This window comes from Paenibacillus sp. A3M_27_13 (assembly GCF_024213315.1).
Classification (GTDB): Bacteria; Bacillota; Bacilli; order Paenibacillales; family Paenibacillaceae; genus Paenibacillus; species Paenibacillus polymyxa_B.
Genome location: NZ_JANAVE010000002.1, coordinates 1,217,751 through 1,233,002, shown reverse-complemented (window position 1 = coordinate 1,233,002; position 15,252 = coordinate 1,217,751). Strand labels below are relative to the sequence as shown.

At 45.1% G+C, this 15,252-nt stretch carries 17 protein-coding genes; 3 read left to right on the top strand and 14 right to left on the bottom strand.

The window, feature by feature from the left end:
* Nucleotides 1–130: 130 nt before the first annotated feature.
* From NLX82_RS12245 to murI, 5 genes are all read right to left on the bottom strand, one after another.
* Nucleotides 131–1,111: a S8 family peptidase gene (locus NLX82_RS12245; RefSeq protein WP_028542402.1), complete on the bottom strand. Its 981-nt coding sequence runs from the start codon at nucleotides 1,109–1,111 to the stop codon at nucleotides 131–133.
* A gap of 194 nt (nucleotides 1,112–1,305) precedes the next feature.
* Nucleotides 1,306–2,700, bottom strand: coding sequence for an MATE family efflux transporter (locus NLX82_RS12240; protein WP_068940735.1), 1,395 nt, complete (start codon nucleotides 2,698–2,700; stop codon nucleotides 1,306–1,308).
* 71 nt (nucleotides 2,701–2,771) lie between these two features.
* On the bottom strand, nucleotides 2,772–3,194 hold the full coding sequence (gene fosB, locus NLX82_RS12235) for a metallothiol transferase FosB (protein WP_023988314.1): 423 nt from the start codon (nucleotides 3,192–3,194) through the stop codon (nucleotides 2,772–2,774).
* A 14-nt stretch (nucleotides 3,195–3,208) separates the two neighbouring features.
* Nucleotides 3,209–4,057, bottom strand: a complete 849-nt coding sequence (locus tag NLX82_RS12230; RefSeq protein WP_076160173.1) for an aminoglycoside phosphotransferase family protein — start codon at nucleotides 4,055–4,057, stop codon at nucleotides 3,209–3,211.
* 92 nt (nucleotides 4,058–4,149) lie between these two features.
* The gene (gene murI / locus NLX82_RS12225; protein WP_053325296.1) at nucleotides 4,150–5,004 is read right to left on the bottom strand and encodes a glutamate racemase; all 855 of its coding nucleotides are present in this window, start codon (nucleotides 5,002–5,004) and stop codon (nucleotides 4,150–4,152) included.
* 240 nt (nucleotides 5,005–5,244) lie between these two features.
* Here murI and NLX82_RS12220 point away from each other — a divergent pair, with 240 nt between their 5' ends.
* Nucleotides 5,245–5,871 carry an FMN-dependent NADH-azoreductase gene (locus tag NLX82_RS12220; protein WP_025723667.1) on the top strand — a complete coding sequence of 209 codons (627 nt, stop codon included), beginning with the start codon at nucleotides 5,245–5,247 and terminating at the stop codon, nucleotides 5,869–5,871.
* A gap of 145 nt (nucleotides 5,872–6,016) precedes the next feature.
* Here NLX82_RS12220 and NLX82_RS12215 read toward each other — a convergent pair whose 3' ends face one another.
* From NLX82_RS12215 to zwf, 9 genes are all read right to left on the bottom strand, one after another.
* Nucleotides 6,017–6,526: a hypothetical protein gene (locus NLX82_RS12215; RefSeq protein WP_023988310.1), complete on the bottom strand. Its 510-nt coding sequence runs from the start codon at nucleotides 6,524–6,526 to the stop codon at nucleotides 6,017–6,019.
* Between the two features lie 173 nt (nucleotides 6,527–6,699).
* Nucleotides 6,700–6,855 carry a hypothetical protein gene (locus NLX82_RS12210; RefSeq protein ID WP_023988309.1) on the bottom strand — a complete coding sequence of 52 codons (156 nt, stop codon included), beginning with the start codon at nucleotides 6,853–6,855 and terminating at the stop codon, nucleotides 6,700–6,702.
* 785 nt (nucleotides 6,856–7,640) lie between these two features.
* Nucleotides 7,641–8,726 (bottom strand): lactonase family protein, encoded by a 1,086-nt coding sequence (locus NLX82_RS12205; protein ID WP_025723669.1) that lies wholly within the window; start codon nucleotides 8,724–8,726, stop codon nucleotides 7,641–7,643.
* A gap of 69 nt (nucleotides 8,727–8,795) precedes the next feature.
* Nucleotides 8,796–9,242, bottom strand: coding sequence for an OsmC family protein (locus NLX82_RS12200; protein WP_013310026.1), 447 nt, complete (start codon nucleotides 9,240–9,242; stop codon nucleotides 8,796–8,798).
* A gap of 55 nt (nucleotides 9,243–9,297) precedes the next feature.
* Nucleotides 9,298–10,506: an MFS transporter gene (locus tag NLX82_RS12195; protein WP_023988307.1), complete on the bottom strand. Its 1,209-nt coding sequence runs from the start codon at nucleotides 10,504–10,506 to the stop codon at nucleotides 9,298–9,300.
* 234 nt (nucleotides 10,507–10,740) lie between these two features.
* On the bottom strand, nucleotides 10,741–10,866 hold the full coding sequence (locus NLX82_RS27565; RefSeq protein ID WP_023988306.1) for a hypothetical protein: 126 nt from the start codon (nucleotides 10,864–10,866) through the stop codon (nucleotides 10,741–10,743).
* Nucleotides 10,867–10,886: 20 nt separating this feature from the next.
* On the bottom strand, nucleotides 10,887–11,561 hold the full coding sequence (locus tag NLX82_RS12190) for an SOS response-associated peptidase (protein WP_023988305.1): 675 nt from the start codon (nucleotides 11,559–11,561) through the stop codon (nucleotides 10,887–10,889).
* 156 nt (nucleotides 11,562–11,717) lie between these two features.
* A complete protein-coding gene (gene gnd, locus NLX82_RS12185; RefSeq protein ID WP_023988304.1) occupies nucleotides 11,718–12,611 on the bottom strand; it encodes a phosphogluconate dehydrogenase (NAD(+)-dependent, decarboxylating) in 894 nt (297 codons plus the stop codon).
* Nucleotides 12,612–12,665: 54 nt separating this feature from the next.
* Entirely contained in the window at nucleotides 12,666–14,168 is a 1,503-nt protein-coding gene (zwf, locus tag NLX82_RS12180; protein WP_023988303.1) for a glucose-6-phosphate dehydrogenase, read from the bottom strand.
* A 290-nt stretch (nucleotides 14,169–14,458) separates the two neighbouring features.
* On the opposite strand from zwf, the gene NLX82_RS12175 reads away from it, so the two are divergent.
* On the top strand, nucleotides 14,459–14,779 hold the full coding sequence (locus NLX82_RS12175; RefSeq protein ID WP_007430161.1) for a winged helix-turn-helix transcriptional regulator: 321 nt from the start codon (nucleotides 14,459–14,461) through the stop codon (nucleotides 14,777–14,779).
* A gap of 142 nt (nucleotides 14,780–14,921) precedes the next feature.
* Nucleotides 14,922–15,251: a hypothetical protein gene (locus NLX82_RS12170; protein WP_068940726.1), complete on the top strand. Its 330-nt coding sequence runs from the start codon at nucleotides 14,922–14,924 to the stop codon at nucleotides 15,249–15,251.
* Nucleotide 15,252 lies beyond the last annotated feature (1 nt).

The window sequence follows — 15,252 nt, the reverse complement described above, 5'->3', positions numbered from 1 at the left end:
GCCTATCTTTGAGGTATATGTTACCCGACATTTGAATGCAATGTAAATGGAGTTTTTCCTAAGATTTGAAATCCAAAAAAACGACCCTCCCTTTAGGAGAGCCGCTATATTTCCGAATTGAAGTTACGGTTTATTTAACCTTCAATGATCCTACAGTTAGTATTCCCGCTACACGCTGCGCGTCGAAAATACGAGAAAGCTCCTCCACTGCCGTCAAGTACAGTAGACCGTTGCCCTCCAGCTTAGGAGAATTGCCCAGTGGAATCGTGCGTTTGATGAGTTGTGCGTATAATTCCGGTTCGGTGAGATCACGCTCAAAGCTCGCATTCGCCAGCTGCTTAATCAACGCCAATGCACCTGCTACGTGTGGAGTAGCCATCGAAGTTCCGCTAAAGGTCGCATATTTGCCGCCCGGAACGGTGGACAAAATATCTTCTCCCGGTGCAACCAAATCCACCTCATTATTAGAATTACTAAATTCTGAGGTGTGCCTGTCAAAATTGATAGCACCTACGCTAATCACTTCATTATAACAGCCGGGGTAGCCAAGCTCGTCCGTTCTGTCGTCACCATCTCCCTCATTTCCAGCTGCACAGATGACTAAGATTTGGCTAGCTACAGCCTTTTTTACTGCTTCATGAAGCTCTGGCACATCCTCAGGACCGCCAAGTGACATCGATATGATATCTGCCTTTTGCTCAATCGCATAATAGATGCCTTGAATAATCCAGTCATATTGACCGGAGCCCTGCTTGTTTAGCACTTTGATGATGAGTAGGTCTGCCTCTGGAGCAACACCCACGACACCATCCGCATTTTCTGCTGCCGCAATGGTTCCTGCCACATGCGTACCATGACCGTTGTAATCCTTGAAAATTTCCGGATCACCTTGATCATCATCCGTGAAATTCCGGCCGCCAATAATGCGCGCCTTCAAATCAGGATGGTCCGAATCACAGCCCGTGTCCAGCACCGCCACCTTCACGCCTCGGCCTCGAGTCTGGTTCCATACCGCAGGAGCCTGAATCAGCTCTACACCTCGCGGTATTTCATTCACTTGTTGCTCCTGCTTGATCACTTGGTAAGGAATGATATGCACTTTACGTTCCATCTTATTCCCTCCTTCATGGATTCAATCGGAAACCATCCGTCTTTGAAACTTTGAAAACCTCTACTACCTTCGAGGTTACTATATTCTAGCAATTTTTGAAAAGTTTGAACATCCCCATTTTGCTTATTTTTGTAAAAAAAACAGACATCCTCCAATTCGCTTGAAGAATGTCTGTTGTAGAATCTCTTTCAGCCTTAGGCTGATTCCGCCTGAAGTTCAGCCTTAGATAACAGCGATTTGTGCTGCCATTTCCGCCCCTTCCAGCGTAAATAGTGGAAAATGCCTCGTACCCACTCATCGCAGGCATGTGCAATCCACACTCCCAGCACACCATATCCCATATGAATGCCCAGCACATATGCTAGCGGGATTTTAATCCCCCACATTGAAATAATGGCCATCATCAACGGGAACTGAACATCTCCCGCCGCTCGCAAGGAGTTAATGACAACATGATTAAACACTCGGCCCGGCTCCAGCAATATACAGAAGAGCAAAATTGCTGCCCCTAATTGAATGATCGCCGGCTCATCTGTAAAGATCGCCATCACTTCATATCGGAAAAAGGATACTACCACGATCACAGCAATCGTAATGACCAAAGACCATTTCAGGCTCCGTAAAAGTTGATGATAGGCCTTTTCCTTGTCTCCTGCTCCAATCAGGCGGGCAACAATAATTTCTGTCCCCTCACCTACAGCCATTCCAAATACCATAAAAAAGTACACAATTGTATTCGTATAAAAATGGGTTGCGATCGCCGTTGTACCCATAAAGCTGACAAACCGGGTCACCATCATTTGGCTAAGCTGATAAGACAACCATTCCAGCCCGGCAGGAATACCAATCTTCAGGATGGCTACCAGCTTACTCCATTGAAGCTGTACATAATACCGGATGCGAATCGGCGCACTTACACGCTTGTACAGCAGTAGAAAAATCCAGACACACGCTACAGCACGGCTAATAACTGTTGAAATCGCTGCTCCCGCCACTCCCATCTGCGGCAGACCAAACCAGCCATAAATGAGCAGCGCATTCCCCACGATATGCAATATATTCATACCAATGCCCACGATCATCGTATCTTTAGTAAAACCATGCGAGCGAATAACCGGACCTGCGGTTAGCATGAGCGCTTCCAGAAACAGCGAACCCCCTGCCAGCATCATATAGATTTCTGCATTTTCCTTAATCGTCGGGGTAATATGATAAAAGGATAGTAAAAAATCCCGGCTCACAATAAACATCAAACTCAGCGCCAGACCAAACACCAGATTAAAGGTTAGTGCCGAAGCCGTAACACGGCTTGCATCCACATGCTTTTGCGCCCCCAATAGCTGAGCAATGATCACACCTACACCAAGACCAAGCAGATTGAAAAGTATAATCGTAAATTCAATCAACTGTCTTGATACACCTACAGCCGATACAACCTCATCAGAAACATGGCTTAGCATGAACGTATCCACGCTACCCATCAAAATGTGAAACAACATCTCTATAAAGATCGGCCAAGTGATTGCAAAAACCTTCATCGTTTTAACGGCTTGTGCTTGCTTGGAACCGTTTTCCTGAGACAGTGACATCCTTCCGTATTCCTCCTAAATGCGACCCAATTATTACTTAATACCTACACGTCAATATCGATAACACTTACTCAATCATAAAAAGTCATATGCTTTTTATCGTTTCTATAATAGTCCAAGCGGTCCTGCAATTGTCCTGTGTGGAATTCAAACTTATGTCCGTCTGGATCTGTAAAATAGACCGACCTTTTGTCCTGTTCATTCCGCTCTCTTCCGGGCAAAATGGTGACATTAAAAGTTCTCAGCTTGTTAAGCATGCTCTCAAAATCCGCTTCCGCTACCGAAAATGCAATATGCGTATAGGATTGATGAATTTCATTTCTTGGGATATCCTCCTCCACATTGAGGGCCAGCCACATTCCCAAGCAGTCCAGGTAAGCCAACTTACGTCCTTTAACGAGCAGTTTTCCATCTAGTATATTCTGATAGAAATGTATAGACTTCTCCAAATCAGACACCGAAAAGCAAATATGATTCCACCCTTGTATGCTCATGTTCCCTATTCCTTTCAGCAAATCCTGTCTAGCCAATAGGTCCACGCTTCTGTATATGTATTTAGGTCTTTAGGATGATGGCGAATGCAGGTAGCTATACGAAAGTATAATCCCAGTAACACTTCCCTGTTCAGCTCGTATTCCCCTGCCATCTCCGGCCCAAGCTTCTCTAAAGCAGGCAAAATAGTATCGACGGTCAGCCTATCCGTTGAAGAACAAAAGGCGTATATTAGATCATACAGAGGTTCTCCCACCACTGGATCAGGGTCAATAATACCTGTCAATGTGCCGTTTTCGGTAAACACAAAATTATGTACTCCACAGTCACCATGAAGCAAATATTTAATATTCCGTTGTGGCAATCCAGCCACAAGGGTATAAACGAACCGATGATCCTCTGGGGGTAAAACGTCTTGTATGATCTTTTCAGATTCCTTCGTTCTGTGCAGTAGAAAATCTCTCCATTCCACAAACGGATGATCCGAATAACCATAATGACGTTCCTCTCCAATAGGCTTGTAGTGCGAGATCACCTCCGTCGCCAGACGAAGCAACAAATCGCTTTTGTTTTGTCCATGATACTGTGTGAGCCCCGACCTGAACGTGTACACCAAATAACGGTGCAACGGATCTACATAAACCAAACGCGATAGTTTCTCAACCTGTACATAGGTATGTAAGAATTCTGCCTCGGCTTCTACGACAGCGGGATCATTTTGCTTAATCACGTATCGCGGCTTAGTTCCGTCCATGACAACAACCACTTTGCTCGAAGTTCCGCCGGTCAGCGGTTTGAGATTTCGCATATGGCTTTCAAGCACGCCCGTTTCGTGAAGCTCATTCAGGATCAGTTGAACATCCATCTTACGCCCTCCCTTCATGCGTCTGATCAACAATGCGGCTGGCGATTTGGATATTTCATTAAGATCCAACACGTTCGCCAGCCGCTCTTCTTTTAAAAATAAATCTTTTCATGCTCCGCATAGATTTCAAGCGCCCGCTCCATCTTATGCACATAGGTCTCATCCTGACTAGAACATAGAAATGTAATGTGTCCCTCCTGCGATGGACCGGATTTTGGCGAAGGCTCCAGCAAATTACGCTCAGACAACACCTGTTTCAACCGTCTAACTGTTCCCTGGCTCCCGTCAATTAACTGAATATGAGAAGGCAGTAGTTCCCTTAGAATCTCCTTATAAAAAGGATAATGAGTACACCCCAATACCACCGTACCGTATATGTCGAGATTGAACGAAGACAGCTCCCGGTTAAAATATTCGGACATTTCTGCCCGGTCAAAATTCAACTGTTCGCAATACTGTACTAACTCCGGCAGAGGTAGTGAGTCCACGCTCCCATGATCGTCAACTCTGGATACCAGCGCTGCATAACAGGATTGTTTCAAGGTCAATGGTGTGGCTAACACCAGAACTCTTTTACCATTGGATCGGTTCATCTCGACCGCTGGCTTCACTGCTGGCTCCATACCAATAATCGGAATAGGATATTCTTTCCTTAGCTCCGCAACCGCGATACTTGTAGCCGTATTGCAGGCAATTACCAATGCCTTAACATCTTCTTTTAGAATCGTTTGTACTGAAGCCTTGACATAACCAAGCACCTCTTGGGGAGTTTTCGTCCCGTAAGGCACATGAAGGGTATCCGCCATGTATACAAAATTTTCGTTTGGCAAACGTCTTAGTGCCTCGGACAATACTGTAATTCCACCCAATCCTGAATCAAAAAAACCTATCTTCAAGCTACTCACCTTTTTTCGTTCAACTATTGTGCTATATCTTGCTGGCACCATGTTCATTTTCTTCTTCGCCTACTCAAACCATTCTCTTCATTAAACTTTACATTTAAATTTTACCGCAAAACTGATATTTTGCAAAAGAAACACGTAAAATTTTTAGTGTAAAAAATAAAGTAGCTTTTCAAAGTAAATTTAATATAAAAGTGTTGACAGATATTATCTTTATATTGTAATATTACTTGGTAACTTACTAACTTAACTTACTTATTCAACTTACTTAGGGGGAAATAAATCATGTCTAAAGTATTATTTGTCAAAGCTAATGATCGTACAGCTGAAGAATCTGCAACAGTTAAATTGTATAACGCCTTCGTAGAAAGCTACAAGTCTTCCCACCCAACTGATGAAATCACTGAGCTGGACCTGTTCTCCGTCGAGCTTCCTTATTTGAACGCTAACATGATCAACGGCACGTTCAAATCCGCTAGAGGCATGGAGCTGAACGCAGAAGAAGCTCGCCTGGCAAACATTGCTAATGGCTACCTGGATCAATTCCTGGCAGCAGACAAAGTCGTATTTGCTTTCCCGCTCTGGAACATGACGATTCCAGCTGTACTGCATACGTACATTGACTATCTGAACCAAGCTGGTAAAACATTCAAATACACTGCTGAAGGTCCTGTTGGTCTCGTAACTGAAACTAAAGTAGCCCTGCTGAATGCAAGAGGCGGCGTTTATTCCGAAGGACCAGCTGCTGCAGCTGAAATGTCTTTGAACTTCATGAACAACATCTTATCCTTCTTCGGAGTGAAAGACATCGTGAAAGTTGTTCTGGAAGGACATAATCAATCTCCAGATCAAGCACAAGAAATCGTTGCTTCTGCTGTACAACGTGCAGTAGACACAGCAAAATCGTTCTAATCATATATTATGAAGAGAAGAGGATATCCGCGCCCTATATGGGCTGGATATCCTCTTTTTTTGTTATAAAGTATAAAAAAACACGTGCTCCCCTGATCTATAATCAAGTGAAAGCACGTGTTTGTGAAATGAGATTACTTCTATTTTAAGGAATGAATTGCTGCACGATTTTTATAACTTTACCCTCACGAAGCGTAATATGGTATGGAAATTGACTGAGGTCCAGAACGTCCTTTTTAGCAAAATCTTTCTCAAACTGTGCCAGAGGAATCGATTCGTTCCATTGCACGTCTGTATCTTCTATGTTACCCGTGTGATCATAAATCTGCACCTCTACTGAAGCATCTGGTGCAACCTGATACACGTCATTTTGCACGGAATTGTTTACGATGTAGTAGCCATCCGGAGCTCCATCCAATCCTGTATTTCCTTCATGCTCCACAAATGCTTTGTCAGCTGCCGCGCCTTCATACCATTCAATCGGGTCTGCCGACAAATAAATTTGTCCGTCACGAATCTCCATTTGGTTTATATATACGGTCTCCTGATTTTCAGCAGCTGCTACAGGCGTGTAGCCTTGCGCTGTTGCCCCTGCCGTCGTAATCAGCATCATCATTAAAGCCAATACGGTCCATTTCGAAGCTAGTTTCATCATGTCTGATCTCTCCTTGCCGTTTGGGTATGTACACGGTGTCTGTAAGCTTCATTACCCTTGTGTACTTATCATAAACGTTGCACGGTTAAAAAGTGTATCAGATACATAAAAAAGAAGTTACGATTTTTTAAGACTTGGTCTTAAAACTTGATAACATGTCCTATTTGTCTTTGCTATCTTAATAATCCGACCTGACGTGCCTGTTCTTCGGTGAGAATAAACTCTTCATTTTGCCATACTTCGTCCTCTTTGGTCACAGCAAACATCCCCATGATCTCTGTCCATATTCCTTTGTCGACGGCTTCCTTTTGCGTAATGATAATTTTCATTTCGTTTCCTCCTTTATATACTCTTATCGGTCTGTGAGGCCCACTTCGCGATCAGATGGTTTCTCCGATCGCTGTTGGAGCTTGATTTTTTGAATATATTTTAATGGTTAAAATCAAGTTCCAAAGGCGAACGCTATCGCTTCTCCGAATCCATCTGCCCGCTTCGTTACTCAGTTTATCCTTGCCATTGCTCATTTTTCATGAGTTTGCCTCTAAAAAAGCCAACGACCTAAACTAATACTTAGGCCAAATATAATACTTTTATTTTAAGCCTCTAACCCTTATATGGAACTCACAATGCTTGTCCTAGATTTGCATTATCGGATTGAGAGATTCTTGTCCCGCTTATAACATATGTACCCTTTTCCTGCCGAGATTATTCGTATCTTATTTGTAACCATAAAATTTTATATTATTTTTGTAGGTAGTGACTTCTTTTGAAATGACTAAGCCCTAAAATAAAAACGGCTGTAGGTTATCCTACGAGCCGTTTTCACTAAAAAATTTTCTATGCTTGGTTAATCTATCAGTACCATCAACATATACGTATTCATTTATTGTTTCTGCATAAAAAAATGGTCGCCAAAAGCACTAAAGCAGCGGAGAGGACGGAATTGTTCTGAAGAAGCGGAGCGTTCGCCTTTGTCCCCGGATTTCTACCCTTGAACATACAATCGAGAAATCCGGGGGCAACAGCGACCGGAAGAATGATCCGTCCTCGTAGCGACCATTATCCGCATCACTATCACTTAACCACTCCGCATGATATAAATGTAGCGCTCCTTTTACACAGAAAAGTAAAAAGGCTGTACGCATACTGGCTTGGACACGGTTACTTGTTGCCCAGTGTAGGTCAAGCGTCCACTTGCCTTGTCCACTTTGAACGTAACAATGTTGTTGGTGTCGCGGTTGGCCACGAGCATATGGTCACCATTTGGAGTCAAAGCAAAATGGCGTGGATGCTCTCCTTCGGCAGATACATGCTCGACCAAGCTCAACTTGCCAGTTGCTCCATCTACAGCGTATACCACAATGCTGTCATGCCCACGGTTGGAACCGTACAGATAAGCTCCATCCCCCGAAATCGCAATTTCAGCAGTTGTGTTTTCACCTGTAAAGTCAGACGGCAATGTCGGTACGCTCTCAAGCTCAGTGAGCTTGCCAGCCTCTGCATCGTATGCAAAAGAAGTAATGGAAGAATCCACTTCGTTAATGACAAAAGCAAATTTACCATTCGGGTGGAACGTCAAATGACGTGGACCTGCACCTGCATGGGTTTTCGTTTCACCATGAAGCACCAGTTGTCCTTTGCTGTCATCAATGGTGTAAACGCGGATCAGATCCAGACCGAGATCTTGTACGAACAGGAAGCGGCCATCCGGACTAAAGAAACTGGAATGTGGATGTGGACGATCCTGACGTTCAGGATGTGCCCCTTTGCCCTCATGCTGTTTAACATCCAGCAACTCACCGATACGTCCGTCCTCGGTCAGAGATACCAGTCCCACCATACCTCCGTGGTAGCTGACTACAATAAGGTAACGATCAGATGGATCACGCTGAATGTGGCAAGTTGTTGCACCCACGTTTTCCGCACGATTCAGCAATGTAAATGTTCCTTTAACTGGGTCAATTTCGAAAGCAGAGGCTTCGCCTACTTTCGCTCCTGCAGCAGAAGTCGTCTCTCCAATGGAATACAGCTTCCGATTTTTGACGTCCACATTCAGGAATGTAGGATTTTTCAAGCCGGAGAACTCATCCTGTAGTGTAAGTGCTCCTGTCTGTTCATTAAAAGTGTACGAATAAACTCCGTTACCTTCCAATTCGGCGTAAGAGCCTGCGAATACGAGCAATTTTTGTTGTGCTGTCATGGTTGTGTCCTCCTTGGATTAAAAAAATGATGGGCAATTGGAATGATTGCTCCTGTTACAAATATCGCTTTAAGAGGCGCGCTCCACCACGGGCTCTGTGGACAACGCCACATTTCCCGCTACGGCACGCGAGATCATGCATGAGGTTTCTGCCTGCTCTGCCAGTCGCAATGCTTGTTCGATCTGCGATTCTGTCGCATCGGCGGCCAATTGAACCTGCGGACGATGCACAATTCGGCGATATGTAAAAATATTGTTCGTTACATCGACAATCCCTTCGGATTCCAGCGCCAGTGATGCCACCGGGAGACTCGCGCGCTCCATCATAGCCGCCAAAGTAATCAAATAGCAGGTAGCAGCGGCACCGAGCAGCATTTCATCTGGATTGGTGCCCACACCAGGGCCCCCCATCTCAGCTGGGATCGAAATTGCAGTCCGCAACTGTCCAGCCTCAATACGGCCGTCGCTGTTGCGCCCCCCGTTCCAGTCTGCCTTGAGCAGAAAGGTATGCTCCATTTCAGGTCACTCCTCTCTCTTATATTATGAATCTTTACACAGGTGAATGTAAAGGTTAGTCAATCTCCTGGTTTTTGGTTTCCGTACCCAGCAACCATACAGCCGCTGCTCCGATCAAGATAGCTACGAAGAAAATCACAAAGATAGATGGTAACGCTACGCCTTGTCCTACGAGTATACCGACCGCAAAAGGCCCGATAACGCCTCCAATACGGCCAAACGCAGCCGCCATACCCACACCGGTAGAACGGACCGCTGTCGGGTACAATTCCGGAGTATAAGCGTACATGGCTCCCCAAGCACCGAGATTAAAAAAGGACAAGCAGATACCAGCAGCTAGCAGCATTCCCGCCGTTTCCGAGGTGCCGAACCAAATGGCGGACACTGCTGTGAGCAGCAAGTAGATGATCAGTACGAATTTGCGCCCCAGCTTTTCAATTAGATAGGCGGCGGTAAAGTAACCTGGTAGTTGCGCAAGCGTCATGATCAGTACATATTCAAAGCTTTTAACCAGTTCGAAACCTTTCATAAACATAATGCTCGGTAGCCACAGGAACATGCCGTAGTATGAAAATACAACTGTGAACCATAAAATCCACAGCATCAGCGTAGACTTGCGATTGGGTCCCGACCAAATCGAAGCCAATCGTGCACGCAGCGGAAGTTTAACGCTTTGCTGCTTGTAACGCGGTGAATCCTCAATAGCTCTGCGCAGATAAAGAGCGTACAGCGCAGGTACTGCGCCGAGAATAAATGCCATTTGCCAACCATACTTTGGAATAACAAAATAAGCAATAAGAGCCGAAAGGATCCAGCCTGCCGCCCAGAAGCTTTCCAGCAGCACAACCGCTCTTCCTCGTTCTTTCACAGGCACTGATTCTGACACCAGCGTCGAAGCAACAGGCAATTCCCCGCCCAAGCCTGCACCAGCAATAAAACGCAGCACCAGCAGCATTCCGAGACCTGTCGCAAAAGCGGATAAGCCGCTGGCAATAGAAAAGATCAACAATGTCCACACTAATATGGCGCGTCTGCCGTAACGATCCGCCAAAATCCCCGCCAAAGCGGCTCCGAACACCATTCCTATCGAATTCATTGCAGTCAGCAGTCCAATTTGCTCAGATCCCAGATGCCACTCCTTTGCCAACGCTGCGACTATAAATGAAAGCAGCCCCACATCCATAGCATCAAACAACCAGCTGAGCCCTGCGCTAAACAGCAATTTTCTTTTTTTGGCTGGTGGTAATGAAGTTAATTCACTCATGATTCGCTCTCCCTTAAAAATATATCGTATGTAGACGTATATTCAGGTGTCTTGTCACCTGTAGCCTAGCATCTATTGTACCGTAAGCTTCCTTAATCTGCGAGCTTTTTAACACAGAAAAAAACGGAAGATTGCCTACGGCAATTCTCCCGCCTTCTGGAACCTGCCACTTACCGGTTTTGGACCAGACCGATGATCGTCACCATGAGCACTAGCAGCTGGATGAGTGTATCGTTACTCATTCCAATCGCCTCCATCCCATATGAGATACTCCTTCGGCCGTTTCCCCTCTCCCCGGATCATGACGCTTGTTCCCCAATACATACCTATGCAGGTGGCGGGAAGCTTATGATCAATCATGGATGAAAATCTCCATACGTTTAAGGTTTAATCCAGGACCACTGCAAATCCATTTCCTGAATACATTCACGGTTATCATGTTCATCATTGGCCACCAGTGGGGTCACTGGATAGATACTCATGTCTCCTTGCTCATACGTGCGCAGTAGAGGCAACAGCTCATCTATGTTCTGGACAGACGGGTCCAACCATGAATCTATATGATCAGCTTCCAAAATAGCCGGCATACGAGTATCGAATTCACGTATATCCGTATTGGCATGAACTGTCATCATCGTACAGGTGCGTAAAGGCTCCTTACGACTATCCTGCCATACTTCATATAGCCCCGCGACCGCAAACATCTTCTGTTCCGGCAGTACCACCCGTACAGCACACATGCGTTTACCTAATTTTCGCCAATAATAAAATCCATTGCATGGAATGATACAGCGTCGGGTTTCCGCCATCTTGCGATAACTCGGATTTACCCGAACCGTATTCAAGTCTGCATTGACACAATCCTTGCCCCAGTAGGGAATAAATCCCCAGCGAAATTCATCAAGTACCCGTTCTCCATCCTGATGCAGCACAATTGGAACATGCTGGGTGGGACTCATGTTATAACGCGTTTTGTAATAATACATCACCCGTTGTATACCAAAATGATCCCTTACCTCATCCAAATCAGCCGATAACGAAAACCTTTTGCACATATGCTATTCATCCTTCCGCCTTTTTCACCTATTGTGCGGATATACAAGGAAAAATATGCATATGCAGGTTTTGCAAAAATCCAATAAACGACAAAACATATAGCAATATCCCCGCAGTTGTGAAGCTACGGGGATAGATACTAGCTTATATCGTTATTACTTCTTTTCTACCGCGTGACCGCCAAATTCATTGCGCAGCGCAGCAACCACTTTCCCGTTGAACGTGTCCGCATCAAGAGAACGGTAGCGCATCAGCAGGGACAAAGCAATGACTGGAGTTGCAGCCTGAATGTCCAGCGCTTCCTCAACCGTCCATTTTCCTTCACCAGAAGAGTGCATAACCCCACGGATTTCGTCCAGGTTTGCATCTTTGGAGAATGCCCGTTCAGTCAAGCCCATCAACCAAGAGCGAATAACAGAACCGTTGTTCCACACACGCGCTACTTGTTCATAATCAAAGTCAAAGCTGCTTTTTTCCAGCACTTCAAATCCTTCACCGATGGAAGCCATCATGCCGTATTCCACACCGTTATGAACCATTTTCAGAAAATGTCCGCTTCCGGATTTACCTGCATACAGATATCCATTTTCCACTGCTGTGTCGCGGAAAATAGGCTCAACAACCGCCCAAGCTTCCGGATCGCCACCGATCATGTAACAAGCGCCATTGCGTGCGCCTTCCATCCCGCCTGAGGTTCCGGCATCCATGAAGCTGATACCATATTCTTGAAGACGGGCATGGCGAGCAATAGACTCTTTGTAATGAGAATTACCACCTTCAATAATGATGTCTCCTTTGGACAACATCGGTTGAAGCTGATCCAGCACAGAATCCACAATTTGGTGAGGAACCATAATCCACAATACTCTAGGGGATTGAGTTGCCTGTACAAGCTCTTCCAATGTGGAAGCACCTGTAGCTCCATAATCCTTTATTTCTTGGATGGCGGCTGCATTGACGTCGTAAGCCACAAGTTCATGCTTATGATCGATCAAATTTTTCCCGAGATTTAAGCCCATTTTTCCCAAACCAATTAATCCTACTTGCATTGTAAAGGCCTCCTGCCGTAGCAAACATATTTTGTATATACTTTCTTATTGATGTTAAGAACGAACGACTGCTTTTTCAGTGCTTTCGGACTTTTCGTCCAGCCACCATGTAAAGCCTTGCTCTTCCAACAATTGATCTGAAGCTTCTGGACCGTAAGAGCCTGCTGCATACGTATGAAGTGGAACCTCACCACGAGCAAAAGCTTCCAGTACAGGTTGAACCCACACCCATGAAAGCTCAACTTCGTTCCAATGAGCAAAAAAGGTGGAATCGCCGCGCAGCGCATCAAAGATGAGGCGCTCATAGGCTTCTGGTACATCCTTGGCCTCGGAATGATAATTCATCAGAACCGTTTCCAGTTGACCAGCGTTTAACGGGTCTCTGCTATTCAGACGCAGCGTTACCTTTTCATCCGGGTTAACATGGATGATCAGCAAGTTCGGGTCAGTCGGTTGCCCTTGAGCGGCATAAGGATCTGTGCTGTCCTTTTTGAATTCCACAACGATACGAGTAGATTTTTCTTTCATGCGTTTGCCAGTACGAATATAGAAAGGTACACCCGACCATTGTTCGTTGTCAATCCATAGGCGAGCTGAAATGAAAGTATCATTTTGTGAATCAGGACCGATGTCCGGCTCTTCATTATAGGAAGGAACTGCTTTTCCGTTGATCTCACCGTTGGTATATTGGCCTCTAACCACGTTGGAAGCAATATCGGAAGGATCAAGTGCACGAAGCGCGTCCATCACCTTGCTTTTTTCATCACGCACCTGGTCAGCCGTGACATGTCCCGGCTTGTTCATAGCCGTCATCATCAACACCTGTAGCATGTGATTTTGTACCATATCACGAATAGCGCCAGAATGATCATAGTATCCTGCTCGCTCCTCCACCCCTACAGTCTCGGATGCGGTAATTTGCACATTGGCGATGTATTGATTGTTCCATATCCCTTGAAGCAATGGATTAGCAAATTTTAAGGCTTCCAGGTTTTGTACCATGGGCTTACCTAAGTAATGGTCAATACGATAAATCTCATCCTCAGCAAATGTTCTGCTCAGGCGATCATTCAGCTCACGTGCGGATTCCAGATCATGTCCAAATGGTTTTTCGATAATGAGCCGTTTCCAACCCTTTGTTTCAGCTAAACCACTCTCCCGAATATTGAGGGCAATAACATCAAAAAATTCCGGTGCCACCGATAAGTAAAACATGCGGTTCCCCGGAATTCCCAAGTCATTTTCACGTTGCTCAGCAAGCTGCAGCAGCTTTTTATAATCTTCCGGGTGGTTGACGTTCAATGCGCTGTAACGGAAAGCACTTAAGAACTGATCCATCTGTGCACGGTCTTCATTCACGTGTCTGGAAAAATCCTTAATGGATTGCTCTACATTACTTTGAAATTGCTCGTCCGCCACTTCACGACGCCCCATCCCAATTACAGAAAAGGAAGCCGGAATTTTACCTTCTACAAACAAATTATACAAGGCAGGGTAAATTTTGCGTTTCGCCAAATCCCCTGTCGCTCCAAATAAGACAAATGTCATTGAATCCATGAAATATTCCTTCTTCCCATTATAAAGATGAGGTTATTAAAAGTTACCTGAGGAATTAACGTAACCCATAATACACCCAAAATAAGGGGCAAGTCAATCAAATTTTAGCGAAATCGTGAACATTCGATATATCCTGTAATGATAACGTTTTCTGTGGTATGATTGACGAAAGGAAAGAGAAAAAACTGTTAAATATGTCACAGTTGATACAAAGCGTTATAGTTACTATTGGTATACAGAGTTACTTTTAGTATACTGTTTAAAACAACAATGAAATTGAGGGGATTCAGATGAGCGACGACAGGCAGCCTAAGCTTTTGTGCGGTAAGGTGGAACAGTCCTTTCAGATCATCAGCAAAAAATGGACCGCTCTCATCATTCATACTTTGATGGAACATCCCAAACGATTTAGTGAAATTCACGTCTCCATACCTGATCTTAGTAAACGCATGCTGAACGAACGCATCAAGGAACTAGAGCTTTCCGGCCTGATCCTTCGCAATGTCATCACAGAGCGGCCTGTGCGTACCGAGTATTCGCTGACACGCAAGGGTAAAGAGCTAGGTGATGCATTAAATGGTGTGGAGAGCTGGGCCGAGAGATGGCTTTAACCGCTAACAGGAGGTCGTCACACAGGGTCTCCTGTTATTGTGTTACCCCATGTGGATCATAATACAAACTATAGTACGAAAATAATGGAACAACCGCGCAGCAGCTCATGATTTCAGAATGAGCCAAGGAAGGATGAGAACGATGGCATTTGGCATTACCCGGCAGGAGCTTACGGCCTGGAAAAGAGAGGTCAGTCGTGGTGAAATTGCTTTCCTGACACATTACTGGCTGGATGATCGCTTTCCAGGCATTACAACCGTCACCAAGGTGGGATGTTCTGATTTGGACAAGCTGCGCTTATGGTGCAACCATAACGGATTGAACCCCCAATATATTCATCAGCGTCAGCCCTATCCGCATTTTGATCTTATCGGCAACAAACAGACGGAAATTTTACGTAAGTACGGCATGAGCGATCAATTAAAACGCTTCGAACTTCAACTCCCAACGAGTACACACCCATCGTTCTAAA